Below are 25,461 nucleotides of genomic sequence, written 5' to 3'. Positions count from 1 at the left end.
ATGTCGCCAGAACGTAATCGCACCCTGCGCGGACCATTATTGCTGCGCACCGAGGGCGATCAGACCTCAACCTATGACCAGCGCCTGCTGGAATCCGGGGCCGACCACGAATGGCAGCACGCGGACCCGTGGCGGGTTCTGCGCATCCAGGGGGAATTCGTCTCAGGGTTTGATGCTTTGGCAAAGCTGCCGAAGGCTGTCACCGTCTTTGGCTCCGCACGTCTGGGAGAGGGCGCGCCGGAATACGACTTGGGCGTTCGCGTGGGCAAAGCGCTAACCAATGCCCAGTACGCGGTCATCACCGGTGGCGGCCCAGGACTAATGGAGGCTGCGAATCGTGGTGCTTATGAGGAGAAAGGCCTTTCGGTAGGCCTTGGCATCGAGCTTCCGCATGAACAGGGACTTAACGAATACGTCGATCTGGGATTGAACTTCCGTTACTTCTTTGCCCGCAAGACGATGTTCTTGAAGTATTCCCAGGCTTTCATCTGTCTGCCCGGTGGCATGGGCACCATGGACGAGTTCTTTGAGGTGGCCTGCATGGTGCAAACCGGAAAGGTCACCAACTATCCAATCGTTCTGATGGGCACCGAGTACTGGTCCGGCCTCCTGGAGTGGATGAAGTCCACCATGGCAGCACGCGGCCTTATCGGCGCATCAGACATGGACTTGTTCCTGCTTACTGATGACGTCGACGAAGCGGTCGCACATATCGTGAACTCGCACAAGGTGATGAGCGATAAGCGGATTCGTGATGAGCGCTAATCCGCGTAGCGCCAAGTTGGCGCAGGTGATGGCAATTGTCAATCGCACGCCGGATTCGTTCTATGACAAGGGCGCAACTTTCGCCGAAGCTGAGGCCCTTCGCCGCTGTGCCGAGGTGATCGAGCAGGGTGCCAGCATCGTCGACATCGGTGGCGTGAAGGCAGGGCCCGGCGAAGCCGTGGACGCGCAGGAAGAGATCGAGCGCGTGGTTCCCACGATTGCCGCGGCGCACGAGCGCTACCCGGATGTCACCATCTCAGTAGATACATGGCGCGCAAGCGTTGCTGAAGCCGCCATCGCAGCCGGGGCGACGCTCATCAATGACACATGGGCGGGCTGGGACCCTGAGCTCATCGAAGTCGCCGGAGAACATAAGGTCGGCTATGTCTGCTCGCATACGGGCGGCGTCACCCCACGCACGCGCCCACACCGCGTGCACTTTGACGACGTCGTAGCGGATGTCATCGCGGAGACGACTGCTCTGGCAGAAAAGGCGGCGAGCCTGGGGTGCCCGGAGGAGCTGGTCTTTATCGACCCAACCCACGACTTTGGCAAGAACACCTTTCACGGGCTGGAGTTGCTGCGCCGCATCGACGAGGTTGTTGCCACGGGCTGGCCGGTACTGATGGCGTTGTCTAACAAGGACTTCGTAGGCGAGACTTTGGACCGCGGCGTCGGCAAGCGCGTGGCAGGGACATTGGCCGCAACCGCGTGGTCGGCGGCGCATGGTGTGGCCGCTTTCCGCGTCCACGAGGTCGCGGAGACCCTCGACGTCATTCGTATGACCGCAGCTATCGAAGGCACGATGGCCCCGCTGAACACCACCCGTGGGCTCGCATGAGCGTTTCTGTCATCATCCCAGCGCTCAACGAGGAAGCAACCGTCGCGAACGTGGTACGAGCCTGTTTGGCAGATGACCCAATGGAGGTCATCGTTGTCGATGCTGACTCCACGGATCACACCGCGCAGCGCGCTGCCGCTGCCGGAGCAAAGGTATACAACTGGCGCGAAATCCTGCCGGAGATTGCGCCGCGGCCGGGCAAGGGTGAATCCCTCTGGCGCGGGGTCGCCGCAGCGCAAGGTGACATCGTGGTCTTCGTTGATGCCGACTTGGAGTCTGCGTGTCCAGGGATGGTCGCGCAGTTGGCTGCGCCGTTTGCGGATCCAGAGATCCAGATGGTCAAAGCTACTTATCGTCGTACCTTCAACGGTGCCCCAAGCGGCGGCGGGCGGGTCACGGAGTTGACCGCTAAGCCTTTGCTGCGCACCTTCTTCCCGGAGCTCGGAGATATCGCACAGCCCTTGGGTGGCGAATATGCGCTGCGCACGTCGCTGGCTCGGGCATTGCCATTTGTTGATGGCTACGGGGTGGAAGCCGGGCTGCTTATCGACGTCGCTAAGCGCTGCGGTGTTTCTTCCATCGCCGAAGTAGACCTTGGCGAGCGCATCCACCGCAACCGGCCGCTGCATGAGCTTGCGCCCATGGCTGAGGTGGTCGCGCGCACGATTTTGTCACGCGACGGAGTAATAGGTCCTGTTGCTCAACGTGAACCATCCGGCGGTAAGCTTTAGCCCATGCTGTCGTGGATTTTGCTTATCGTCGTTCTGCTCGCGTTGGTGGTTTTAGGGACATGGGCGTGGGGCTCGATTTTTGGGCGGGGGGAAGTGCTAGACGATCTTGATGAAAAACGCGATGTGTTGGCAAACAATCAGCGAGCGCTTCAAGATGGCAACTTTGATGACATCAAGTTCGACGTCGTTTCCCATGGATACCGCCAATCCCAGGTGGATGCCTTGCTGGCGGAGGTAGAAAAGCGCTACCGAAGCGAGGGCGAAACAGCTAGACCAATTTCGTAACCGCCCCTTGACTAGCAATAAAGGCGTAGAGTGGTTTGGGTAACCCAAAAATTTTACATCCCAAAGGAGCGGTACAGCTATGGCAGCTATGAAGCCACGCACGACAGGTGGGCCAATGGAAGCGGTTGAGGAGTCCCGCAAAATTGTCATGCGAATCCCCTCCGATGGTGGTGGCCGTATTGTTGTGGAGCTCACAAAAGAGGAGGCTGCGGAACTTGGTTCATTGCTGACCGAAGTTTCCAGCTAGTCTTTAAGGCATGCTTTCACACGTCATCGATGTTCTGGCCGACCCAAACGATGGCACCGCGCTAAGCGGCGCCGACGATTTTGCTCGTCTCGTCTCTGAGTCTGGGCACTCTTTTGATGTGGCCAAACAAGGCTATGTCACCCTTGCCCCCGGGGCAGGGCTAAAGCATAAGGGCGATTCCAGTGAGATGGTTTCCGCGCGTGAGACCTTCTTGTCTTTGGGCCACTTCGCCCCATTTGTGGAGGCTGTCACTGGCGCAGTGCAGGACGCACTTGATGCCAACGAGTTGCCTGAGACTGCCGAGCCTATGCTGCTTGAAGTCGGTGCCGGCACCGGCTATTACCTAGCACATACCTTGGATTCCATCGCTGAGGCCCGTGGCGTTGGTTTGGATATTTCCCCACATGCTGCCAAGCATCTGGCAAAGTGCCATCCGCGCGTTGGCGCCGTGGTGGCGGATGTGTGGGAGCGGTTGCCGCTGCAGGATGATTCCATTGATGCGGTATCGGTGGTCTTTGCCCCGCGCAACCCAGCGGAGTTCCAGCGCATCTTGCGTCCAGGCGGCGAGGTCATTGTCTTGACTCCGGACCTCGGCCATCTGGATGAACTGCGCGAGCCGCTGGGAATCTTGGGCGTGGAAGAAGGCAAGATCGAGCGCATGTACGAGCAGGCCGCCGGCTACCTGGAGCAGGCAGCAGATCCGGTTGATATCTCTTATCCGATGACCCTGGATCGCGCCTCTATTGCCGCGCAGGTTGGCATGAGCCCGTCTGCCCGCCACCTTGAAAAGGAAGAGCTTGCTGAGCGCATGGCAAAATTGCCAGAGACCATGCAGGTCACCGCTCATGCCCGCCTGGACCGTCTGCGCGCAGTCTAAATAGCGGTGGGCAAGGCCAAAGGTCTGGCCGGTTGCACAAACAATAGGGAAAGGCAGAGCACAGATGCTCTGCCTTTCCCTATTGTCGCTTTGAGTGTTAAAACACGTCGCGCTTAGAGCTGCGAGCCTTTGCGCTGCCAGGATTGCTCGATGACGGCCTCACCGGCGGTCTCGACCTGGAGATCAGAGCAACCGCCGTCGAAGTAGACGCGGGAGCCCATGGCTACCTGGCCGCCGTCGGCGTAGACCTCTACGGTGGCACCGTCGACCACGACGGTGAGGGAATCGGAATCACCCTCAGCCAAATGCGCTACGGCAGGAGCCGAGTCCTTGAAATAGGAATCGAAAGCAGTGCCCATGGAACGATCTAAGGTCAGTGTGCTGCCAGCATGGGTGATGACTGCCGCGGGCTTGCCGTTGCCGTCGAGCAAGGTGACGGTGACGGAGGAGCCTTCCGGGACATCCATTACGCCGACCCAGGAGCGGGCGCGCTCTGACTGGCGGATGGCATCCGGCAGGCCGCGCGGCGGAGTCTGGAAGAGCTTGCCTCCCTGGAGGGTGATGCGACGCGGCAGTGCGAGGGTATTGGCCCATCCTTCCTCCTCGAAGGAAGGATGCGCTGCAGGATCGTCGCCGCGGCCATTGCCGTTGAGAAGACCCAGGACAACCGCTTCGTCGTAGCGGGTCTCCTGCGGGACGGTGCCCTCGGTGGCGTTGGTGTTGCGCGGGCGGGAGAAATCGTGGCCGAAGTCGATGCGCTGGAAACCGGAGGCGACGGTGAAGGTGGTGCCCTCCAAGCGGCCGACGAGGTAACCGGAGACATCGCGGTTATCGCGCTCAAGGGTAACCAGGAGGACGTCGTAAATGCGCTCATCTACCTCGTCACGCAAGCGGACCAGGCGTGGAGAGACAACCGGTGGAATCGGCGAGTTTGCCGGGACCTCGCCCTCGTTGAAACCAGGATCGCCATTGAACTCGAGCGGGCCTTCCACATCCCAGGTCAAGCCGTCGGCCGAGCGCAGGATAACGGGCAGCGGCGCGTCGGAGTGGCCGGTTAGTGCGAGCATGAGCCAGCCCTCGTGGCCTTCATCGCGGTCGGCCGCGACCCAGTCTGGAACCACGGAAGGCGAGCGGAAGCGGGAGTAATTGGTGACGTTGGCGGCTACCTCGCCATAGCGCACGACATTCGGGTCTAGTGCGTTGGAGTCATCCGAAATTTCGCAGACATCGTTGAAATCGGTGTAGCGTGCTAAACGCACCGAGGTGCCGGTGGAAGTCACGGAGGTGAAGTAGAGGTTGATAGCATCTTCGCCCGCGGCTACAGAACCGGCGCGCAAGGAAAGTTCACCGCCGACAGGGGCAAGTGCGTCGTCGCACTCTAACCAATCGAATGGAAATTCTTCAGAATAGTTGTGTCCCCAGCGCGCCGGGGCGGAAAGTTCGTGGCGGTACTGGAAAAACAGGTGCCACGTATTGCCGTCTAGCAGCACGCCGGCCGGAGCCTCGAGGACTCCAGACTCAGGGGTGAAGTGCAGTTCGGGGCGATGGGTTGTCACAAAGTGCCTTTCTAAAGATTCTCGATTTAAATCAGTGCGCGGTAAATATCTACGGTCTGGGAGGCGATGGTGGCCCACGAGAACTTCTCCACAGCTCGCGTGCGGCCGGCTTGGCCGAATGCGGTTGCGTGCTCCTTGTCGGCGACGACCTGGTTGACGGCAGCAGCGAGGTTGGCCTCGAAGTCAGCGACCGCATTTTCGTCGTAGTGGACGAGGATTCCGGTCTCACCGTCGACGACAACCTCGGGGATTCCTCCGACGTCAGATGCAATTACTGCAGTCCCGCACGCCATGGCCTCCAAGTTAACGATTCCCAAAGGCTCGTAGATAGAAGGACACACGAAGACGTCGGCGCCAGAGTACACCTCTTGGATGAGGCTGCGAGAGAGCATTTCCTGCACCCAGAACACGCCGTCGCGGTTGGCCTGCAGGTCTTCGACCAAAGCTGCGGTTTCCGCGGCGATTTCTGGAGTATCGGGAGCGCCTGCGCACAGCACCAGCTGGACGTCTGAATCAAACTGGGCCGCGGCCTTCAGCAGGTGCTTCACGCCCTTTTGGCGGGTGATGCGGCCGACGAAGGCAACGATGGGGCGCTGCTTGTCGACGCCGAGTTTGTCCAGGTAGTCTGCCTCGCGCGGCTGCCACAGCTCGGTATCGATGCCATTGAGCACAACATGCACCTTGGACTCATCGATGCGGGGATAAGCATCCAGAATGGAGGCTTTCATGCCGGCGGAAACCGCGATGACGCCGTCGGCGTATTCCATGGCGTTTTTCTCGGACCACGAGGAAATCTCGTAGCCGCCACCGAGCTGCTCACGCTTCCATGGGCGGTGCGGCTCCAAAGAGTGGGCGGTGACCACATGCGGGATGTCGTAGAGGCGGGCGGCGAGATGGCCGCCGAGGCCGGAGTACCAGGTGTGGGAATGCGCGATATCAATATCGGAAGCTGCATTAGCCATGCGCAGACCCGTGGAAAGAGTTTGGATGGCGGGGTTGGCTGCGGAAAGTTCTGGATCAACGCCGTGGTTGAAGACGTCCTTTTCCTCACGTGGGCCGCCCATGCAGTGAACGGAAACATCGATTAACTCCCGCATGAAGCGGGTTAGCTCGGCGACGTGCACGCCAGCGCCACCATAAATTTCAGGTGGGTATTCCTTGGAAAAAATTCCGGCTCTCATATCCTCCCAGAATACGGAGAAAACCCATACCGTGCAGAAAATTTTCGTGGGGGTAGTTTTTGACCTATTTCCTCTGCGAAGCGGCCTAAAACTGAATAGGTTGGAACATGTGAAATCCCAGCCTAATGTTCTCGCCATTGTCCTCGCCGGCGGTGAAGGCAAGCGCCTATTCCCCCTCACGGAAGATCGCGCAAAGCCCGCCGTCCCTTTCGGCGGCTCCTACCGCCTCATCGACTTCGTCCTGTCTAACCTCGTCAACGCGGGCTACCTCAAGATTGCGGTGCTCACTCAATACAAATCCCATTCCCTAGACCGTCACATCTCGCAGGCTTGGAATCTGTCTGGCCCGACTTCCCAGTACATCGCCTCCGTGCCCGCACAGCAGCGTCGCGGCAAGCGCTGGTACAACGGTTCCGCCGACGCTATTGTCCAGTCGCTTAACTTGATTTATGACGAAAAGCCGGACTATGTCATCGTCTTCGGCGCAGACCACGTCTATCGCATGGACCCGCAGCAGATGGTTCAGGAACACATCGCTACCGGGCTCGACTGCTCCGTGGCGGGCATTCGCGTGCCGCGTAGCGAGGCCACCGCATTTGGCTGCATTCAGGCAGATGGTATGGGAACCATCACCGAGTTTTTGGAAAAGCCGGATAATCCCCCTTCGACCCCGGATGATCCGAACATGACCTATGCGTCCATGGGTAACTACGTCTTTACGGCTGATGCTCTGATTGAGGCCCTGCTAAAGGACGAGGAGAATGAAAACTCCGACCACGACATGGGCGGCGACATCATTCCGTACTTCGTGGAGCGCGGGCAGGCGCATGTCTATGACTTCATGGCCAATGACGTGCCAGGTTCTACTGAGCGCGATCATGGTTATTGGCGCGATGTGGGCACCATCGATTCTTTCTACGAAGCCCACATGGACTTAATTTCGGTGCACCCGATTTTCAATCTTTATAACAATCATTGGCCCATCCACTCCACGGATGAGTCCAACCTTCCGCCAGCGAAGTTCGTCCAAAACGGCATCGCGCAGTCTTCCATGGTGGCCCCCGGCTGCATCATCTCCGGCGGCACCGTGCGCAACTCTGTGCTGTCCTCGGACGTGCATGTGGCCGACGGAGCTTCAGTAGAAGGCTCGGTGCTGCTGCCAGGCGTGCGCGTGGGCAAGGGCGCGGTTGTCCGCCATGCCATTTTGGATAAGAACGTGGTGGTTTCCGAAGGTGCCATCATCGGCTGCGACCGCGAGCGCGACGAGTCCCGCTTTAAGGTCTCTGACGGCGGCGTTGTCGTCGTGGGCAAGAACGAAACCGTCTAGCGCACCGCGGCGGGGAGAAAACACAGAAGCCTCACACGAGATGAAGGGGCAGCCGCCTGTATCTCGTGTGAGGTTTCTACTTTCTTAGCGCTTGGTGATAAGCGTTAGGCCGGAACCCAGTGGTAGACGGGTTACTACGGCGTCTTCGAGTGAGCGGGCGAGCTCGTCTGCTTCTCGGGCAGCGGCAGTGTCGCGGTCGCTGCGGGTGGTGTCGGCGAGGGTGCCATCCAACAAAGAGTTCGCGAGAACCAGCGTGCCGTTCTTACGCAGCAGTGGGAAAGCGGCGTTGATAAGAGCCGGCATATCCAGCGCGGGAACGTCTGCGAAGATCAATTGATAAGAAGCGGTGGCGAGACGTCCCATGACCTCCAGAGGATGGGAGGGCAAAAAGCGCGCGCGGGTGGTGGCAAAGCCAGCCTCACGGAAGGTGGTCTTCGCCATGGCCTGATGCTCTGCCTCCGGATCGATGCAGGTGACGATTCCATTGTTAGGCAGGCCCTGCAGGAGGTAGATTCCGGCTACAGCAGCAGCCGGAGTAATAGCGATGGCCTGGGGGCGATCAGTGCCAGAGCTGGCTGCGGAAAGGGAGGAAAGAAGCTGCCCGGTTGCTTCGTCCGGTACGGACAAGCCAAATTCCTCGGCATGGGAACGGGCCCCGGCGAGTGCCGTAGAAACTTCGCTGGTGGATTCGATGTAAGAACGCAGTGCGTCGTATGCCGTATTAGTCACAACCTAAACCATAGGTAATTTTCTGTGTATGCGGTGTCAAGACGCCAGGATTGTTACTGATGAGGTAGAAGTTTTTGTTTTCGGTGACGCTCACAGTCACTTCGCAGGGTACTGTCTGGCGTTTTGAAGCTCGGTATAGGAAGATGAAAGCATGAAAAGGAAGCATCGCGTCGATTCGTCTTTGCGCCAGGAAACTGGTGTGGCCACTAGCCCAACGGAGCCTCACGTCGCTGCTTCCGAAGAACTCAGCGGCACAGCCGCGTTCGACGCCGGCCAGGCTGCGATGCCTTCGTGGTCGGAGCTCGTGGCCGAGCATGCAGACTCCGTTTACCGCCTGGCATACCGCTTGTCCGGTAACCAGCATGATGCAGAGGACTTGACCCAAGAGACCTTCATGCGTGTGTTCCGCTCGCTTGATAAGTATCAGCCCGGTACTTTCCGCGGCTGGTTGCACCGGATTACCACCAACCTCTTCTTAGATATGGTCCGCCATCGTGCCAAGATACGGATGGAGGCCCTGCCGGAAGATTATGAGCGCGTGCCCGGCACCGATATGACCCCGGAGCAAGCTTATACCGTGGCCAACTTGGACCCGATCTTGCAAAAGGCGCTCGACGAGCTGGCCCCTGACTTCCGTGTAGCAGTTGTTCTGTGTGACGTCGTGGGAATGAGCTACGACGAAATCGCAGAGACCCTGGGCGTGAAGATGGGTACCGTTCGTTCGCGCATCCACCGCGGCCGTGCACAGCTGCGCGCGGCTCTCGAAACCGCCGCGCAGACCAACGACGAAGCCCGAGTTTTGCTCCGTAGCCGCTAGGCCGCCCACGCCAAAGTGCAATGAGGTCTATTGTGGAGACTAATTAACGAACCCAACGTTCGATAGAAAGGTAGGTGGCAAAACTCCCGTGGAGGATTCTGCACATCAGCACCGCGCCTCGTTTCATATGCGTGGAGTAGAAGGCGCCACCACCACCTTTGACAAGACTCTTGCCAAGGCCCGTGATAAGGCCAAAGCAAGGGCTCGGCGGGCTGATTCCATTGGGCACTTAGGCCCCGAAGCTGTGGCAGCCTTCGTCGATGGCGAGATGGATCCCAAAGCCACTCATCGTGTGCATGTTCACCTGGTGCACTGCGCTGAATGTCGCGCCGACGTCCGCGAACAGCGCCGTGCTTCCCAGTGGGTGCGCAACTGCAACGTTGACCACCAAGTGCGTGCACCGAAGGATTTGATGGCCAAGCTGGCCGGAATCGCAGCTGAAGCAGCTGACGAGGACGCCGCCACACCTGAAAAAGGGCGAAACAATTTCAGCGCACACGGCGGTACCAGTGGCGTCGGCGAGCGCGATATCCTTGACAAGGTCGAGATGGTCATTCGCGCCATCAAGCACAATCAGAGGCGTTAATGCAGTGGCGCTAAGTGGCGCTATTAGCAGCGGAGTCAAGGCGAATGAGGTTGGTGCCCGTTTCACATAAAGCGCAGGCGCTGGTGGAGGGCTAAGATAACATCGTGTTTTCTTCAATCGGTTGGACAGAGATTGCCGTCATCGTGCTTCTTGGCATCGTGATCATCGGTCCAGAGAGGCTCCCCGGCGTAATCATGGATGTCCGTGCGGCAATCTATGCTGCGCGCAAGGCAATCAACAATGCCAAGGCCGAACTACAAGGTGAAATGGGCGGCTTGAGCGAGGAATTTGAAACTCTGCGTGGTCCCATCAGCCAGGCCGCCGAATGGACGCGCTTGGGCCCACGTGGTGCTATCACCAAGGCTCTTTTCGATGGAGACGATTCCGCTTGGGATGATTTCGACCCGCGTAAGCTAACCGAGGGAATGGGCAAACCGCATCTAAGCGCGGGCGATGAGCAAGCGCACTCCGCAGCGCAGCGCGGTGCTTCCGGGCCACGTGTCCAACATGGCCAGCGCAGTCAGCAGGCGAATTCAGGTCAGCAGGGCCAGCAGCGCCCGACCTTCGACTACTCCCAGATTTACGCGGCACCGGCACAACCGCAGCAGAGCTCGGCTCAACAGCCGCAGGCACCTACGCCAAAGCCGGCGCCAACTGCGGCAAATGACAACGCAGAAGGAACCGGCTTTTCTTGGGCGGATGTTACCTAAGCAGTTACTGCTTTAAGTGTCTGCCTAATTATTAGTGGCGGGTAACGCCCAGACCTAAGGTCTTGCCCACCAGAGAGTCGTTGCGGATGGCGAGCTTATCCGCCAGCTGCTTGATTGCTTTTGCAGAAGGAGAATCCGGGGCGGCGGTGATGATTGGCTCGCCGGCATCGCCGCCGGTGCGCAGAGCCGGATCGAGCGGGACCTCAGCCAAGACTGGCACCTCGTAGCCCAGGATAGTGCTAAGGCGCTCTGCTACAACCTTGCCGCCGCCAGTACCGAAGATATCCATCGTGGACCCGTCGGGCAGCACCATGGCGCCCATGTTCTCGATGACGCCGGCTACGCGCTGGCGAGTCTGCTGCGAGATGGAGCCTGCACGCTCTGCCACCTCCGCGGCTGCTGCCTGCGGGGTAGTGACGATGAGCAGCTCGGCGTTCGGGATGAGCTGAGCCACGGAAAGCGCGACGTCGCCAGTGCCGGGTGGGAGATCGAGCAGTAGAACGTCCAGATCGCCCCAGAAGACGTCAGCCAGGAATTGCTGCAGCGCGCGGTGCAGCATCGGACCGCGCCAGACCACCGGGGCGTTGCCCTCGACGAATTGGCCAATGGAGATGTGCTTGATGCCGTGGGAAATTGGCGGCAGCAGCATTTCATCATCAATGACGGTGGGGCCGGCGGTCGAACCCAGCAGGCCCGGTACGGAGTGACCGTAGATATCGGCGTCGACAATGCCAACCTTCAAGCCCTTGGCCGAAAGCGCGGCCGCGAGGTTGACGGTGGTGGAGCTCTTGCCGACGCCGCCCTTACCAGAGGCCACCGCGAACACGCGCGTGGTGGATTCTGGCTTGGCGAAAGGAATCTCCGGCTCAGCCTGGCCGCCGCGCAGCTTCTGCTTTAAAGCGCGACGCTGTTCATCGCTCATGGCGTCCATGGTCACGCTGACATTGCCAACGCCCTCGATGTCCTCGAGGACGGCGCGAGTGTTGGCTTCGATGGTGCTTTTCATCGGGCAGCCGGCAATGGTCAGATAGATTTCGACGCTGATGTCATTACCGTCGATGGCGACGGATTTCACCATGTCGAGCTCGGTGATAGGGCGGCCGATTTCTGGGTCTTCAACCCGGCTAAGGGCCTCCCGAACGGCGGATTCAGTAATAGCGCTAGTCATAACCCAACCCATCTTAGCCCCTTATTAAATACAGGAAAACGCTGGGATAAGGCGGCGTCGGAAAGCCCAGCAGTGCCGTGTAGAATTTTAGGAATATTTAGGAAGACCCATAACTTTAAGGAGAACTGTGCCGATGCGATCCCGCCGCCTTGTAGCGACGCTAGCGACTGCCGGACTGGCATTGGCTGCATTGAGCTCCTGCACCAAATTTGATCCTTCGGCGGATGAAAAGCCTGGCTTGCACCAAGCGGTAACCATATCCGTCAACCCAAAGTCCAAGCGGCAGCTGTTGCTCGCTGAGTTGTATAAGCAGACTTTGGAGTCCCAGGGCAGAGCCGCAAATGTGGCCGGTAATGGGGAACTGGAGGCCACCTCTGCTAACGACCAGAACCTCCCGCTTATCGAGAGCGGCGACGGCGCAACGAACTTCTACATCGGTTGCACCGGTGAATTGCTCGATGCCTTCAACCCTGTTGCCGCACGCGAGATTTCGAAGCGCTACGAGGAAGACCAAAAGGACCCCTCGGGCGAGGATTTCTTGGCTACTACCCACGTGGCGCTGATGAATGCGCTACCGCCGGACCTCGCGGTGGTAGAGCCTTCCAGCGCGCAGGGGTGCAAGGAAGCGGAGCCGGATCTGCCGCAGAACTACGTCGTGGTTTATTACAAGGGTCTTTTTGACCGTGAGGAACGCCTCGCAGTGTCTTCCCTGACCAAGTTTTTGACCGATGGGGAAATCCGTGAGCTGCTGGAAAAGACCGACGAGTCCGGTTCTCTGGAGCAAACCGTAAGTGATTGGAACTCGCAATCCAATGCGGGCACAGTCATGGATACCGGCGGCGATTCCAACTCTTCTGGAGGATCCGATCTGACCTCCGGCGATGAGAAAAAGGACAATTCGAGCAAGCCGAAGTCCTAGCTTGGCTGCTGGGCAGCTTCCCGTAGAGCTTGCTTTTCGAAAATATACTAAAGCGCCCTTGCTACCTCTATTCGAGGCGGCAAGGGCGCTTTAGCCGTTATATCTGGCTTTTAAGCCTTAGACATCGAAGGCCTCTTCAAGCAGCTTCTTCTGCTCGATCTGGTGGACCTTGGCGATACCGGTTGCAGTCGAGGACTGCGCACGGCGAGATACGCGGACCATTTCCGGCATATCCGGAATGAGCTCACGCAGGTGCTCGTTGTAGAAAGGCCATGGGCCCTGGTTTGCTGGTTCGTCTTGGACGAAGCGAACCTGGGTGGCATTGGGGAAGGCCTTGAATGCCTCTGCGAGACGGTTGAACGGAATCGGATGCAGCATCTCGAGGCGGACGATTGCGACGTCATCGCGGCCGTCTGCTTCCTTCTTCTTAGCCAGCTCCCAGTAGAGCTTGCCGGAGACCAGCATGATGGTCTTGACCTTCTCGGCGTCGCCTACAACCTTGCCCTCGTGGTCAACGAAGTTCGGGTCATTGATGACGGACTGGAAGTGCTTGATTTCGGTGAACTCGGAGATAGCAGAAGCGGATGCCTTGTTACGCAGCATGGACTTCGGAGTAAAGACGACCAGCGGACGCTTCATGGAGCCCAGCGCCTGGCGACGCAGCAGGTGGAAGTGGTTAGCCGGGGTAGAAGGCTGAGCCACCGTCATGGAGCCCTCAGCGCACAGCTGCAGGTAACGCTCGATGCGGGCAGAGGAGTGGTCTGGGCCTTGGCCCTCGTAGCCGTGCGGCAGCAGCAGAACCAGGCTGGAGAGCTGGCCCCACTTCGCTTCACCGGAGGACAGGTACTCGTCGATGATGGTCTGTGCACCGTTTGCGAAGTCACCGAATTGAGCCTCCCATGCAACGAGTGCGTCCTGGTTACCCACGGAGTAGCCGTACTCGAAGCCCATGCCTGCGTACTCGGTCAGCGCGGAGTTGTAAATCAGGAAGCGACCGCCGTTGCCCTTGGCCTGAGCCAGGTAGTTCAGCGGGTTGTACTCGGAGCCATCGCGCGGATCAACTGGGATAGCGTGGCGCTGGGTGAAGGTACCGCGGCGGGAATCCTCACCGGCCAGGCGGACCAGCTTGCCCTGGTTAGCCAGGGAGCCGAAGGCGATAAGCTCGCCCCAGCCCCAGTCGATGCCGCCCTCGGTGGAGGTCTTCAGGCGTTCCTTGGCAACGCGGGCAACACGCTTGTGGTATTCGAAGCCCTCTGGGCCATTGGCGTAGGCCTGGCCGATTTCCTCGATCTCCTCGGCGGTGATGGAGGTATCTAGACCGTGGGTGAGCTTCTGCGCAGAGGTGATACCGTGCTGCTCGCCAGGGGCACCGGCCTCGGATTCCTTGACCTCGGTGAAGACGGATTCCATCTGGTCGTGGAAGTCACGTGCTGCAGCCTCAGCGTCTGCTTCGGACAGGTCACCACGGCCGATGAGCTCTTCGGTGTAGATCTCACGGACAGACTTGTGGTCATCGATGATGGAGTACAGCTCCGGCTGGGTCATCGAAGGATCATCTGCCTCGTTGTGTCCGCGCAGACGGTAGCAGATGAGATCGATGAAGACGTCCTTGCCGAACTTGCGGCGGTACTCGGTAGCCAGCTGGCCAACCCAGACAACTGCCTCTGGGTCGTCGCCGTTGACGTGGAATACCGGGCAATCGAAGCCCTTTGCCAGGTCGGTGGCGTAGTGGGTAGAACGTGCGGAATCCGGGGTAGTGGTGAAGCCCACCTGGTTGTTGACCACGATGTGGACGGTACCGCCGGTGGTGTAACCACGCAGCTGGGACAGGTTGATGGTCTCCTGAACAATGCCCAGGCCGTTGAAGGAGGAGTCACCGTGCAGCATAACTGGGACAACGGAGAAGCCGTCCTGGCCCTTGTCTAGCAGGTCCTGCTTGGCGCGGGCGATGCCCTCCAGGACTGGGTCAACGGCCTCGAGGTGAGACGGGTTAGCAGCCAGGCTGACGTCGATTTCGCCGTCACCGAACATCTGGATGTGGTGACCCTGGGAACCCAAGTGGTACTTAACGTCACCGGAGCCACCGAGCTGGCCACCCTTGTAGTTGCCGTCGAACTCGCCGAAGAGGTCAGCCAGTGGCTTGCCAACAATGTTGAACAAGACATTCAGGCGGCCACGGTGCGGCATGCCGATGACGACCTCGTCGAGGCCCTGGCCCGCAGCAGTGTCCACGATGGCATCCATCAGCGGGATGAGGGACTCAGCTCCCTCGAGGGAGAAGCGCTTCTGGCCGACGTACTTGGTGTGCAGGAAGTTTTCGAATGCCTCAGCAGCGTTGACCTTCTGCAGGATGTACTTCTGCTCAGCGTTGGATGGCTTTGGCATGCCAGCCTCGAGGCGATCCTGCAGCCAGCTGCGCTCATCGCGGTCCAAGATGTGGGCGTACTCGGAGCCGACCTTCAGCGTGTAAGCATCACGCAGACGCTTGACGACGTCGCGCAGCTTCATGGTCTCCTGGCCACCGAAGCCGCCGACGTTGAAGGTGCGGTCCAGATCCCAGATCGACAGGCCGTGGGTCTTAAGGTCAAGGTCGCGGTGATCCGGCCAAGGCAGGCCCGGCTGACGCCAGCCAAGTGGGTTGACGTTGGCGAGGAGGTGGCCGCGGGAGCGGTAAGCCTCGATGTACTGCATGACGCGGGTGTTCTTGTCCACGCCGGTGTTCGGGACATCCTGTGCCCAGCGGAATGGCTGGTAAGGAACGCCCATGGACTCAAACAGCTCGTCCCAGAAGCGATCATCGGTGATCAGCTGGCCCAAGGTGCGCAGGAACTCGCCGGACTCCGCGCCCTGGATGACGCGGTGATCGTAGGTGGAGGTCAGAGTGACCAGACGGCCTACACCCATGTCAGCCAGACGGTCCTCGGAGGTGCCGGCGAACTCAGCCGGGTAATCCATGGAGCCGACGCCGATGATGGCGCCGGAGCCCTTGGTCAGGCGGGCGATGGAGTGGCGGGTGCCGATGCCGCCCGGGTTGGTGAGGTTGATGGTGACGCCGGAGAAGTCATCCATCGTGAGCTTGTTTTGGCGGGAGCGGTTGACGATGTCCTGGTATGCGTCAACGAACTCGGAGAAGGACATCTTCTCGGCTTCCTTGACCGCTGCCACAACGAGTGCGCGGGAGCCATCTTTCTGCGGGAGGTCGATAGCGAGGCCCAGGTTGACGTGCTCTGGCTGTACGACAGTCGGCTTGCCGTCCTTGACCTCGTAACGGACGTTCATGTCTGGGTGGATCTGGGTCGCCTTGACCAAGGCGTAGCCCAAGATGTGGGTAAAGGAAATCTTGCCACCGCGGGTGCGCTTGAGGTGATCGTTGATCATCGCGCGGTTTTCCCACATCAGCTTGACTGGAACGTCGCGCACGGTGGTTGCGGTTGGAATCTCGAGGGACTCGTCCATGTTCTTAGCGATTGCCTTGAACATGCCCTTGAGCTGACGCTCGCCAGCCTCCGGAGCCTCGCCGATGCGATCGAGCGGGGAATCTGGGTAGTTCTTCTTGGAGTCAGAATCCTTGCCTGGCTTCTCTGCTACCTTCGCTGGCTTTGCTGCTGGCGCACCGTTCGGGGTAGCAGAATCTGCAGCTGGCTTCGCCGGAGTGGACTTCTTCGCGGAGGATTGTGCAGCGGCTGCTGGGGCAGAAGCCGCGTTCTTCGGTGCTCCGTTGGCCTCAAAGTAATCGCGCCACTCCTTATCTACGGAGTTGGGATCCTTTGAGTACTGCTGGAACTGTTCGTCAATCAGCCACGCATTGGGGCCGAAAATGCTCGAGTTGCTCACGGCAGGAATTCGCCTCATTTCCTTGTTAATTACGGTTCGTTAATGGGACTTTAGTAGGGCCTTTGCGCGGGTGCACACAGCACCCCGAAAAGTGTCTTCAACCATGATACGTTCCGAGTTGTTTTGCTCACTAGGTCAGGGGTGAAAGCGCCCCTTATGAGGTGGGCAAAGGCGAAAGTTGCTCGCCAGCATGCTCAATTACCTTCTTGGCAAGTTTCCGGTTGGCAGAAGTGCCGAGCACTGCACCGATGCCCATTGGCATCAGCTTGGAGACCCATGCCCATTTCAGGCGCTTGGTTACCTGCTTGGCAAAAAGCTTGGTGAGACGGCCGTTGAGACCGCTTAGGGTTGGGCCGGTAAAGCGCGACAGGGTGGCTGCGGAAGTAACGCCCTTGACGGTGCCCATGTCGCCGACCAAGGTGTCAACCAAGGCGCTGCCCTTAGAACCGGTCAGCACCAGCAGAACCAGGGCACGGCGCCGTTCTTCGTCTTCGATGTTGTCACCGCGCAGGTAAGCAGAAGACAATACGTACCAGGAGGTAGCTTCCAGGAAAACCACGGATTCTGCCGCGATAGCAGCGATGCCGGCGATGGTGCCTACACCCGGAACTGCGGCGGAAGCACCGGCAGCAGCACCAGTGCCAGAGACTAGGTTAAGCAAGTGCTTATCGAGGATTGCTTGGATTTGTGCTGGGCTTGACTCCGGATTGCGTTTGCGAAGGCCATCAACGTATTTCTTGATAACACCAGACTGCGCTGCGACTGCTTTGTCTAGGCCATCTAAAAGCGCGTTGGTGACGCGGTTGGCTTCCTCCGGGGTGATCTCATAAACATTGTCGGAGTTGGTGGGATTTGCCGGGCCCGTCGCGTTGTTAGAAACCCTCTTTTCAATTGCGCCTTTTGCCTTATCTAAAATGCTCATCTTCTAAATCACCTCTAAAACTGTTTATGACAACCGGTATTTGGTTGCCTGTTGTAAAACCACCGTAGCGAAGTGTCTCTGCTTTTTCCTGAGCGCTTGCTGTGGATTTAGCGATAGCGTTGGTCGAGAACTTTTTTAAGTATCCAAACTCGTCTAAATGACAGAAACTTTTCTAGTCTTAGAAGTATGAAAGCTGAGGGGAGCTTCGGGGATGTACCCCGTGAAACTAGTTCCGCCGCTGCCCGCATGCATGCAGCGGATGCGCATCGTCGTGCGCGCGCTGCGGCGGAGGCCGCAGCCAACGTGTGGGAAGACGAGCTGACGGTACGGACTTCATCTGGCTGGGTACGTGGCACGAGGGAAGAAGATCTCCGTACAGATCGCCCAATTTCCGCGCCCGTGCGCTCTTGGAGGGGCATTCCATTCGGCGCCGATACCAGCGGCGCCCAGCGTTTTCGTGCTGCCGAGAAAGCTCCCAGTTGGGAAGGCGTACGCGAGTGCTATGACTTTGGTCCAGTAGCCCCGCAGCCTATCTATTCTTGGCAAGATCGCGTCGCGGGCGGAGAGGATTGCTTGCATCTCGACGTCGTTCGCCCAGACAACGACGAAAAGCTGCCGGTGGTGGTCTACATCCATGGCGGCAGTTTCATCGTTGGCTCCTCGCACATGCTTATGCTGCGTGGATTCGAACTGGCTGCGCAGATGAACGTGGTCTACGTTTCCATCAACTTCCGTTTGGGGGCGCTGGGCTATTTGGATCTGCGCAGCCTGGGAGGCGAGTGCTCGGCCAATCCAGCGGTATCGGATCAGCTCCTGGCCTTGCAGTGGGTTAAGGAAAATATCGCCGCTTTCGGCGGAGATGATGGCAACATCACCTTGATGGGTGAATCTGCCGGTGGCGCAGCGGTGTTGACACTGATGACGGTGCCGCGTGCGCACGGGCTGTTTCATCGTGCGATTGCGCAGTCGCCGCCGATTGGCATGCTGCATTCGCGGGCGCAATCAACGTTCTGGGCGCGCGAGTTGGTCAACCGTATGGCCTTGCCGCGCGCGGCCAGCGTGGATGATTTGCGCGAGGCTGAATTCGGCGACATAGTGCGCGCCGGCCAATCGATGATGTGGCGTGCGGGCGAGCTTTTCCACTTGAATTCCTGCTACGCGCCCACGGTGGATGACGATCTGATTCCTTTGCATCCGTTGGAGGCTTTCGCCCAAGGCAAACAAGCCGATGTACCGCTTTTGGTGGGGACGAACTCGGACGAGGCGAGCTTTGGCAAGTTTCTCTACCAGCGTCAGAGTGCGCGCCGGCGCGCCGCGTTGCGCCTGCTTGCTTCCTTCGACGAGGTCAACGCCCCAGCGGTGGTGGAGGCCTATGGCGGGGCAGTTGCTCGGCAGGATTTTGCGCACCTGCTTACCGACGCCCTGTTCTGGGCGCCCACCGTACGAGTTGCCGATGCGCACTCGCGGGAGCACGAGACCTGGATGTATCGCTTCGATTTTGCGCCAGCGGCGTTGAAGTGGCTTGGGCTAGGAGCGATGCACTCGATGGAGCTGTCCAATATCTTCGGCGATCCTGGCGCTTCCCGGGTTTCCGCACTGACCCGCATGGGTGATAGTGCCCTGATGGATGACATGACCCAACTCATGCAGTCGCAGTGGTCCTCTTTCATCCATACTGGCCGGCCAAACGAGAACTGGCCGCGCTATGAGCCAAGCCAGCGCAAGACCATGATTTTTGACTCGGAGCCGCAGGTCGTGGATGCGCCCTTCGAGCGGCGTCGCCAAGCATGGCAGAACTATCACATGCTCGAGTGGGGAAGCGGTCGACCCGAGCTTTTGGCAGCACTCGGTTTAGAAACACGGCAGCAGGATAACGGGTAGGCTTTGAGGAGCCTTGGTGATTGCCATGGTGACCAACTGCCACATGGACGGATTGCACTGATGAGCTTTTTTGAAGATATCGCTTCTGCGTTGGACGCTGAGGGAATTGAGTCCCGCGTCAATGATGACGTGATGTTTGTGCCCATTACTTCGGATCTTGAGATTCAACTAGTGGAAATTGACCCAATCCTGCCTGCCGCGAATGTCTACATTGCGGCAGCGGATGTGGATGAAGACGATGAAGACTTTGAGGCCGTGCTGGTCTCGGTGGCCTTCTCCGTGGATGATGCAGTTGAGGCTGTGGCAAAGCACATCGCTACCGATCAGGTAGTGACGGTTTTGCGGGACCTGCTGGAAGGCACCGATGAGCGCATTGCGGACCTTGAGTTTATGCAGGATGAGTTCAACCCGAACCTCGTCGTGGCTGAGGTAGCTAACGACTCTGAGCTGCGCGTGCTCGTTGAGACTGTCGATGGCGTGCCCTCTGCCATCGTGCGTTTCTTGGCATTCGACTTTGACGAGGAAGAGTTTGACGAGCTCGAGGATGAAGCTATCAACGAGCTGTGGGAGCAGGACGAGGACGATGACTTGAGCGAGGAGCAGCGTCTTGCATTGTTTGAGGTCGGCGAGGCTCACGATTCCGCCCCAATCATTGAAGTCCCGGCCGAGGCTTTGGAGCTTGGTACCTACACTGACTTCGATCGCCTCTTTGATGTGCTGAGCTTGGTCTCCGATCAAGCTCTGGACTGGGAGTGTCAGTTGGTTTCCTTCGACGATGCACAGTTTGAGGAGCCCGACGTCTACGACATCTTCGGCGCTGACGACGATGAGGATGAAGCGCTAGATGATGAAGATGATGATGTCATCGATGACTACGATGACGAGGATGAGCTCTAAACTGGGCGCCGTATCGGGCCTCTTCCGCAATCGCTGGCGTCAACTAAGCGTCCTCTTCTCGGTGCTGGTTGCCGCAGGCGCGTGGTCTATGTCGACATCCCCGCAGTTCCGGGAGATAACCTATACCTTCTCGAGCCCTTTGACCATCACCATTTGGGCGTTGGGCTTGGTTGCAACTGCGGGCCTATTGCTTTCTAGGTACGGGCTATTTCCGCGCTATATGATGTTCAACCCCGTGATGGGGATGGCGCTGAACATGCTTATTGGCTCTTTGGTGGTAGGCACGAACATCCCCTTTTATTTCGATACTTTGGGCACTATCGTGGTTGCCATTTTGTATGGGCCTACCTTGGGCATGGCTACAGGCCTCGGCACTTCTGTGCTGAGCGCTAGTTATGCTGCGCAACCTTTAGCCTTTATCCCTGTGTCCATGTTCGTGGGGTATATCTTCGGTGCGCTGGCACAACGGCGCATGTTCCGTTACGTGGCAAGCACCATCGTGATTGGCCTGCTGGCCGGATGCTTGTCCGGCATGATTGTCGTCTATCCCACGATCTATTCGCTCGGTGGGGAACGCGATATGGGGAGTGAGAGCCTGTTGACCTTCTACCAGATGGTGACTGGAAATGACCGCTTGGCCATTATCTGCCAGGCGCTTACCTCTGATTCCATTGACAAGGCCTTCTCGGTCGTTGCAGCGTGTTTCCTCATTCGTTTTGCCCCTGCCGGCTTGCGGTCCTATGCCGTCTATCCCGGAAACGCAGCAATTGCGGATAGCGTCTTCCGTGAAAATAGCGAAAGCCTTGGGCACGGCGATGGCATTCGCCGCGGTTTGCGCTATATGGACCGTGGTATCAGCCGCTATGCTGCCTGGCTAAAGCCTGCGAAGAGTGAGACTGGAGAGTGAACCGGAAGGTAGGCACTGTCAACCAGCCACACGAACCGCTGCGCTTCGGCATTGGTTAGCTCGTGGACAGCGTCTGCTAGCTCCGGCGGCACCATTGCACGCACCCATGCTTCGGCAAGCTCCGGGGTAACAGAGGCTCCTGTCGAATCAGTAATTCGTACTGAGACGAGATACGCGGGCACTCGGTCTTCGCCATAGCCCAAGACTCGTGCGCGGGCGCGCTCGCCCACACGATGGCGCGTTATCGCCATGGTTAGTGCCGGAAAGCCTGCTAGTGCCGGAAGCTCCTTTATTGGGGGCCGCCATGTTGGCGTGGGCCGCGCCAGCGAGCGTGGATGGCGCACTATCCCGTTTAGAGCGTTGAGCGTTTCTGTTTCATGGAAGAGGATGTCAGCGGCTATCTCGCCGGCGCGGAGGCGCTCGGACACATGCGAATGGCTATGGGTTGTGCGTGCATGCCGGCTTGCGGCGTGGCGGATGCTGAAACGGGTGTCTGTGGGAGTGGGGGAGTTCTTGAAGTTCTTCATGGCGCACAACCTAATAGGCGCAGCTGACATGAAAAGAAAATTGTGCGAAAATTTGTTCGAATTGGGATTTTTCTAAACTATTTCTAGTGTCATTTCCATCCTTAGCTGCCGGTTTGCCAAGCGGGTTAAGGTAAATGTTGCTATGCCCCACAATGAAAAAGCAGCTATTGCAGCAGATGAATTAAGTGCCGGTGAGCCCAAACCGCAAGCAGTGCCAAAGATCCCCCGTGAAATTTGGATTATGGTCTCGGCGGCCTTCATTATCGCCTTGGGCTACGGCATCATCGCGCCGCTGCTTCCACAGTTCGTGGTGAGCTTCGATGTATCGATGGCGGCGGCGGGCATGGTGGTCTCGATTTTCTCCGCCAGCCGTCTCATCTTTGCGCCCGGTGCAGGCAAGCTCGTGGACAAGTTTGGCTCGCGTTGGGTTTATCTAACGGGCTTATTTACGGTGGCGATTACCACGGCGCTCGTAGCGGTGGCCCAGGAGTATTGGCACATCGTGCTCTTTCGCGCCCTGGCGGGTATCGGTTCCACGATGTTCACGGTCTCTGCCATGGGGCTTATCGTGAAGCTTTCGCCGCCGACTATCCGCGGCAAGTGTTCTGCAACCTATGCCACGGCCTTCCTGCTTGGCAATATCATCGGCCCGCTGCTTGGCGCCAGCCTCGCGTTTATGGGCTTTAGGTGGCCTTTCGTGCTTTATGGCGCGGGCGTCGCGCTTGCGGCGGTTGTGGTCTGGGTTCTCATGCCTTCGCTTTCGCGCGATGGTTCTGCGGGCGCGGCGCTGCCGCCGATGAAGCTCAGCGAGGCATGGCACGATACCGCGTATCGGGCGGTGTTGACCTCAAACTTTGCGCAGGGCTGGATAAACATGGGCGTGCGAGTATCTGTGCTGCCACTGTTCGCCGCTGCGGTTTTCCACAATGGTGCTGCTGCCTCCGGCTTTGCTCTAGCTGTATTCGCTGCGGGAAACGCTGCGGTGCTGCAATTTTCTGGCAGGTGGGCCGATATCTACGGCCGTCGTCCCATGATTCTCATCGGATTGGTGGGCACGGGTGTGTTCGTGGGCCTTATGGGCCTGGCCGATACCATCCCGACGCTGCTCATTGTCTCGGCTTTTGCCGGCGCCGCCTCCGGGCTTATCAACCCGGCGCAGACTGCCGCTATTGGTGACGTCGTGGGTAATAAGCGCTCCGGCGGCCAAGTGCTGTCCACCTTCCAGATGGCCGGTGACTTTGGCCAGATTCTTGGCCCCATCGTGGTTGGTGGCCTGGCGGACTACTTCGGCTTCGCCAAAGCCTTCGCGGTATGCGCGGGCGTGGCCGCCATGGGGCTCGTGGCTTGGCTGTGCGGCCGTGAGACTCTCCAAGAACGCCGCGCTATCGTCCGCCGAATCCCGCTGCGCAAGAAGAAGCGCCTTTAAAACTCGCCAGTGTGAGCGTCCCAGATTTCCTCGACTCGTGCGTCGAGAAGGGCGGCGGCAGCGGCGAAGCTTCGCATGCCGGACGTGGTAACAATCGAGGGCATGGGCGGCGGCCTGTTGGAGGCGCTGCGCTCCAAGGTGGGCCAGGAGCAAGCGGGCGGCCTATTTGCGGGATTTGTACGCTTTGATGGCAAAGCATGAGCTGCGCGGTATTCCATTTGGTCACTTCGGTAAGGGCTGCGTGCACGTGCGTATCTCCTTCGACTTCGGCACGGATGAGGGCATCGCGCAGTTCGAATCCTTCATGAATGAGGCAGCGGAGTTGGTCTCGGCCCACGGTGGTTCGCTCTCGGGCGAGCACGGCGATGGCCGCGCACGCTCGGCGTTGCTGGACCGCATGTACTCGCAGGAGATGCGCGAGCGATTCGAACAGTTCAAGGAGATTTTCGATCCGGAGAATTTCTTTAACCCGGGCGTTCTAGTAAAGCCGGAGGCAGTGACTGAGGGGCTGCGCATGGCGCCGGGGCAGCGACGCTTTGAGCTCACGCCGGTGCACAAGTTGGGCAAGGACAAGGGCTCGCTGGTCAACGCCATCAATAGGTGCGTGGGTGTATCCGCGTGCCGCAGTGAGACAGGCTCGATGTGCCCGTCCTCCCAGATTACCGGCGACGAGATGCACTCGACCCGCGGCCGTGCCCGCATGTTCAGTGAGATGTTCCGTGGCGAGTCCATCAAGGACGGCTTCGGTTCCAAAGAGGTTGAGGAAGCTCTCGACCTGTGCTTGTCCTGCAAGGCGTGCGTTTCCGAATGCCCGGTGAACGTGGACATGGCGACGTACAAGGCGGAGTTCCTGCACAACCACTACAAGGGCAAGTTGCGTCCGGGTGCGCATTATGTGATGGGCTGGCTGCCGCTTTTGGGCTACGTGGCGCACAAGATTCCGGTGGTGCCCACGCTGTTGGATAAGGTGATGTCTGCGCCGCGACTGGCGCCGCTTATAGCGAAAGTCTCCGGGTTGGATGCTGGCCGTCCGCTCATCCACTTCGCGCATACCTCGCTGCGCAAGTGGCACAAAGAGCATGAGCCGGTGCCCGTGCTTGGCGACGCCGCGGTAAACCGAAGCACGGAAAGTAGCGATGAGGCAGTTTCTTCGGCCGCTCCAGTTCCACCATTGCCACCGGGGGAACGCACCGTGGTGTTGTGGCCGGATTCTTTCAATTCCTCTCTGGGTACTTCACCCGCGACGGCCACGGTGGAGGTGCTCGAAGCGCTCGGGTACACGGTGGTCATACCGCAGGAGTTTGTGTGCTGTGGTTTGACCTGGCACTCGACTGGGCAGCTCGACATGGTAAAGCGCGTGCTGCGGCAGACGGTCAAGGTGATGAAGCCCTACCTGGACCGCGGGCTGCCTGTGATTGGCGTGGAGCCCTCGTGCACCGTGATGCTGCAACATGAAGCCGCTGAGCTTTGCGACGACCCGACATACGGCGCAGTGATTAAAAACCTGGCGCGCAACACCCACTCGTTTAGCGAGTTTATTGCCAAGCGCCTTGAGCAATTCGTCGCCGCCGGCGTCATCGCGCCGGGCGATGTCTCCGCGTTGACACAGGTGCACTGCCACGAAAAGTCATTAGGCGATCCGCAACATTCCGCTGCCGTGCTGCGGGCATTGGGCATCAACGAGGAACAGATCGCTACCGGCTGCTGCGGCCTGGCCGGCAACTGGGGCTTTGAGAAAGGCCACGCTGAAGTGTCCATGGCGCTGGGGGAGCGCGAACTATTCCCGAAGGTGAAGAAGGCAGCCACGGAAGGCAAGGTTGTCATCGCTGATGGCTTTTCTTGCCGCACTCAGATCGAACAGGGCACCGGCACAAACGCCCAACACATCGCTGAAATCGTCCACGGCATCATCGGCAAGGCCAGTTACTACAACTAAGCAGGCGCCCGATAAAAACCACAACATCGGCCGGGGCTTCCGCCACAAAGTAGGGAAGACTGGCCGCTGGCTGTTTTGTACTAGCGCTGGTTGTTGTCCACTAGTTCTTGTACAAGTTCGCGGTTAGTACCGCGGCGCAGGGTAGCCGTATGGCTTGTGCGGGCCGCGGCGATCCTGGCCGTCGCAACGCATCCATGGATGGTGCTGTGCCACCTGGGAAGACTTAAACGTGCTTTCGCGGAATGGCGTGTAAGAGCGCATGGACGAAAAGTGCATTAATTTCTTCAACAGGGTCTCCCGAGTCATTAGGCGGTAGCAGGCCGCGTGGTGAAGATTCCGAGACTCATAGTGGCTCAAACTGCCGTTTCGGCGTAGTTGGTAGGGGCAATCCG

23 protein-coding genes and 1 pseudogene are annotated in these 25,461 nt (G+C 59.0%); 16 read left to right on the top strand and 8 right to left on the bottom strand.

All coding sequences use genetic code 11. The annotated features are described in order from the left end of the window. The 6 genes from HMPREF3158_RS00115 (at position 1) to HMPREF3158_RS00090 (ending at position 3,746) form a co-directional block, all read left to right on the top strand. The gene (locus HMPREF3158_RS00115) at positions 1-765 is read left to right on the top strand and encodes an LOG family protein (RefSeq protein WP_070496778.1); all 765 of its coding nucleotides are present in this window, start codon (positions 1-3) and stop codon (positions 763-765) included. Further along, complete coding sequence (gene folP / locus HMPREF3158_RS00110; protein WP_070496775.1) at positions 755-1,606, top strand: dihydropteroate synthase; 852 nt, start codon at positions 755-757, stop codon at positions 1,604-1,606. Before HMPREF3158_RS00115 ends, folP begins: the two co-directional genes overlap by 11 nt. Then, positions 1,603-2,337 (top strand): glucosyl-3-phosphoglycerate synthase, encoded by a 735-nt coding sequence (locus tag HMPREF3158_RS00105; RefSeq protein ID WP_062035442.1) that lies wholly within the window; start codon positions 1,603-1,605, stop codon positions 2,335-2,337. The genes folP and HMPREF3158_RS00105 overlap by 4 nt, the downstream gene beginning before the upstream one ends. Before the next feature lie 3 nt (positions 2,338-2,340). Further along, on the top strand, positions 2,341-2,622 hold the full coding sequence (locus HMPREF3158_RS00100; protein ID WP_062035440.1) for a hypothetical protein: 282 nt from the start codon (positions 2,341-2,343) through the stop codon (positions 2,620-2,622). 79 nt (positions 2,623-2,701) lie between these two features. Continuing rightward, positions 2,702-2,869 (top strand): DUF3117 domain-containing protein, encoded by a 168-nt coding sequence (locus HMPREF3158_RS00095; RefSeq protein WP_005531903.1) that lies wholly within the window; start codon positions 2,702-2,704, stop codon positions 2,867-2,869. A 10-nt stretch (positions 2,870-2,879) separates the two neighbouring features. Beyond that, positions 2,880-3,746, top strand: coding sequence for a methyltransferase domain-containing protein (locus HMPREF3158_RS00090; RefSeq protein ID WP_062035438.1), 867 nt, complete (start codon positions 2,880-2,882; stop codon positions 3,744-3,746). A 113-nt stretch (positions 3,747-3,859) separates the two neighbouring features. On the opposite strand, the gene HMPREF3158_RS00085 is transcribed toward HMPREF3158_RS00090, so the two are convergent. Both HMPREF3158_RS00085 and glgA read right to left on the bottom strand, forming a co-directional pair. Continuing rightward, the gene (locus HMPREF3158_RS00085; protein WP_070433456.1) at positions 3,860-5,302 is read right to left on the bottom strand and encodes a GH32 C-terminal domain-containing protein; all 1,443 of its coding nucleotides are present in this window, start codon (positions 5,300-5,302) and stop codon (positions 3,860-3,862) included. Positions 5,303-5,328: 26 nt separating this feature from the next. Continuing rightward, complete coding sequence (gene glgA / locus HMPREF3158_RS00080; RefSeq protein ID WP_070496773.1) at positions 5,329-6,483, bottom strand: glycogen synthase; 1,155 nt, start codon at positions 6,481-6,483, stop codon at positions 5,329-5,331. A 109-nt stretch (positions 6,484-6,592) separates the two neighbouring features. On the opposite strand from glgA, the gene glgC reads away from it, so the two are divergent. Continuing rightward, positions 6,593-7,810 carry a glucose-1-phosphate adenylyltransferase gene (glgC, locus tag HMPREF3158_RS00075; protein ID WP_062035432.1) on the top strand — a complete coding sequence of 406 codons (1,218 nt, stop codon included), beginning with the start codon at positions 6,593-6,595 and terminating at the stop codon, positions 7,808-7,810. A gap of 84 nt (positions 7,811-7,894) precedes the next feature. On the opposite strand, the gene HMPREF3158_RS00070 is transcribed toward glgC, so the two are convergent. After that, entirely contained in the window at positions 7,895-8,539 is a 645-nt protein-coding gene (locus tag HMPREF3158_RS00070; RefSeq protein ID WP_061921794.1) for an O-methyltransferase, read from the bottom strand. A gap of 151 nt (positions 8,540-8,690) precedes the next feature. On the opposite strand from HMPREF3158_RS00070, the gene sigE reads away from it, so the two are divergent. The 3 genes from sigE to HMPREF3158_RS00055 all read left to right on the top strand — a co-directional run bounded on the left by sigE (position 8,691) and on the right by HMPREF3158_RS00055 (position 10,652). Next, a complete protein-coding gene (gene sigE, locus HMPREF3158_RS00065) occupies positions 8,691-9,356 on the top strand; it encodes an RNA polymerase sigma factor SigE (RefSeq protein ID WP_061921797.1) in 666 nt (221 codons plus the stop codon). Between the two features lie 127 nt (positions 9,357-9,483). Next, positions 9,484-9,942 carry an anti-sigma factor family protein gene (locus HMPREF3158_RS00060; RefSeq protein WP_062039033.1) on the top strand — a complete coding sequence of 153 codons (459 nt, stop codon included), beginning with the start codon at positions 9,484-9,486 and terminating at the stop codon, positions 9,940-9,942. 104 nt (positions 9,943-10,046) lie between these two features. Next, positions 10,047-10,652 (top strand): twin-arginine translocase TatA/TatE family subunit, encoded by a 606-nt coding sequence (locus HMPREF3158_RS00055; protein ID WP_070496770.1) that lies wholly within the window; start codon positions 10,047-10,049, stop codon positions 10,650-10,652. A 31-nt stretch (positions 10,653-10,683) separates the two neighbouring features. On the opposite strand, the gene HMPREF3158_RS00050 is transcribed toward HMPREF3158_RS00055, so the two are convergent. Further along, positions 10,684-11,820 (bottom strand): Mrp/NBP35 family ATP-binding protein, encoded by a 1,137-nt coding sequence (locus tag HMPREF3158_RS00050; protein WP_062035427.1) that lies wholly within the window; start codon positions 11,818-11,820, stop codon positions 10,684-10,686. A gap of 133 nt (positions 11,821-11,953) precedes the next feature. Here HMPREF3158_RS00050 and HMPREF3158_RS00045 point away from each other — a divergent pair, with 133 nt between their 5' ends. Further along, entirely contained in the window at positions 11,954-12,739 is a 786-nt protein-coding gene (locus HMPREF3158_RS00045) for a hypothetical protein (protein ID WP_070496767.1), read from the top strand. 117 nt (positions 12,740-12,856) lie between these two features. Here HMPREF3158_RS00045 and HMPREF3158_RS00040 read toward each other — a convergent pair whose 3' ends face one another. Next, a complete protein-coding gene (locus tag HMPREF3158_RS00040) occupies positions 12,857-16,573 on the bottom strand; it encodes a multifunctional oxoglutarate decarboxylase/oxoglutarate dehydrogenase thiamine pyrophosphate-binding subunit/dihydrolipoyllysine-residue succinyltransferase subunit (protein WP_210386612.1) in 3,717 nt (1,238 codons plus the stop codon). Between the two features lie 154 nt (positions 16,574-16,727). Continuing rightward, positions 16,728-17,495: a hypothetical protein gene (locus HMPREF3158_RS00035; RefSeq protein ID WP_246815622.1), complete on the bottom strand. Its 768-nt coding sequence runs from the start codon at positions 17,493-17,495 to the stop codon at positions 16,728-16,730. 186 nt (positions 17,496-17,681) lie between these two features. Between HMPREF3158_RS00035 and HMPREF3158_RS00030 the strand changes: the two genes are divergently transcribed. Genes HMPREF3158_RS00030 through HMPREF3158_RS00020 form a run of 3 tightly spaced genes read left to right on the top strand, consistent with a single transcriptional unit; the run spans position 17,682 to position 21,180 of the window. Continuing rightward, positions 17,682-19,376, top strand: a complete 1,695-nt coding sequence (locus HMPREF3158_RS00030; RefSeq protein WP_070496762.1) for a carboxylesterase/lipase family protein — start codon at positions 17,682-17,684, stop codon at positions 19,374-19,376. Positions 19,377-19,436: 60 nt separating this feature from the next. Beyond that, the gene (locus tag HMPREF3158_RS00025) at positions 19,437-20,273 is read left to right on the top strand and encodes a DNA primase (RefSeq protein WP_070496760.1); all 837 of its coding nucleotides are present in this window, start codon (positions 19,437-19,439) and stop codon (positions 20,271-20,273) included. Beyond that, positions 20,263-21,180, top strand: a complete 918-nt coding sequence (locus HMPREF3158_RS00020) for an ECF transporter S component (RefSeq protein ID WP_141740958.1) — start codon at positions 20,263-20,265, stop codon at positions 21,178-21,180. The genes HMPREF3158_RS00025 and HMPREF3158_RS00020 overlap by 11 nt, the downstream gene beginning before the upstream one ends. Here HMPREF3158_RS00020 and HMPREF3158_RS12300 read toward each other — a convergent pair. Continuing rightward, positions 21,135-21,707: a hypothetical protein gene (locus HMPREF3158_RS12300; RefSeq protein ID WP_246816147.1), complete on the bottom strand. Its 573-nt coding sequence runs from the start codon at positions 21,705-21,707 to the stop codon at positions 21,135-21,137. The two genes, HMPREF3158_RS00020 and HMPREF3158_RS12300, sit on opposite strands and share 46 nt — an antisense overlap. Before the next feature lie 142 nt (positions 21,708-21,849). On the opposite strand from HMPREF3158_RS12300, the gene HMPREF3158_RS00010 reads away from it, so the two are divergent. Together HMPREF3158_RS00010 and HMPREF3158_RS00005 are read left to right on the top strand one after the other, a co-directional pair. Continuing rightward, positions 21,850-23,133, top strand: a complete 1,284-nt coding sequence (locus HMPREF3158_RS00010; protein WP_083291010.1) for an MFS transporter — start codon at positions 21,850-21,852, stop codon at positions 23,131-23,133. 133 nt (positions 23,134-23,266) lie between these two features. Next, positions 23,267-25,069 (top strand): annotated as a pseudogene (locus HMPREF3158_RS00005) (FAD-binding and (Fe-S)-binding domain-containing protein); the annotation flags it as partial. A gap of 123 nt (positions 25,070-25,192) precedes the next feature. Here the strand turns inward: HMPREF3158_RS00005 and HMPREF3158_RS12830 are convergent. Next, on the bottom strand, positions 25,193-25,330 hold the full coding sequence (locus HMPREF3158_RS12830; protein WP_168161734.1) for a hypothetical protein: 138 nt from the start codon (positions 25,328-25,330) through the stop codon (positions 25,193-25,195). Positions 25,331-25,461 lie beyond the last annotated feature (131 nt).

The sequence above is a fragment of the Corynebacterium sp. HMSC06G04 genome (assembly GCF_001807365.1).
Lineage (GTDB): Bacteria > Actinomycetota > Actinomycetes > Mycobacteriales > Mycobacteriaceae > Corynebacterium > Corynebacterium simulans.
The sequence above is the reverse complement of the archived record's forward strand: the minus strand, read 5'-3'. Positions and strand labels throughout refer to the sequence as shown.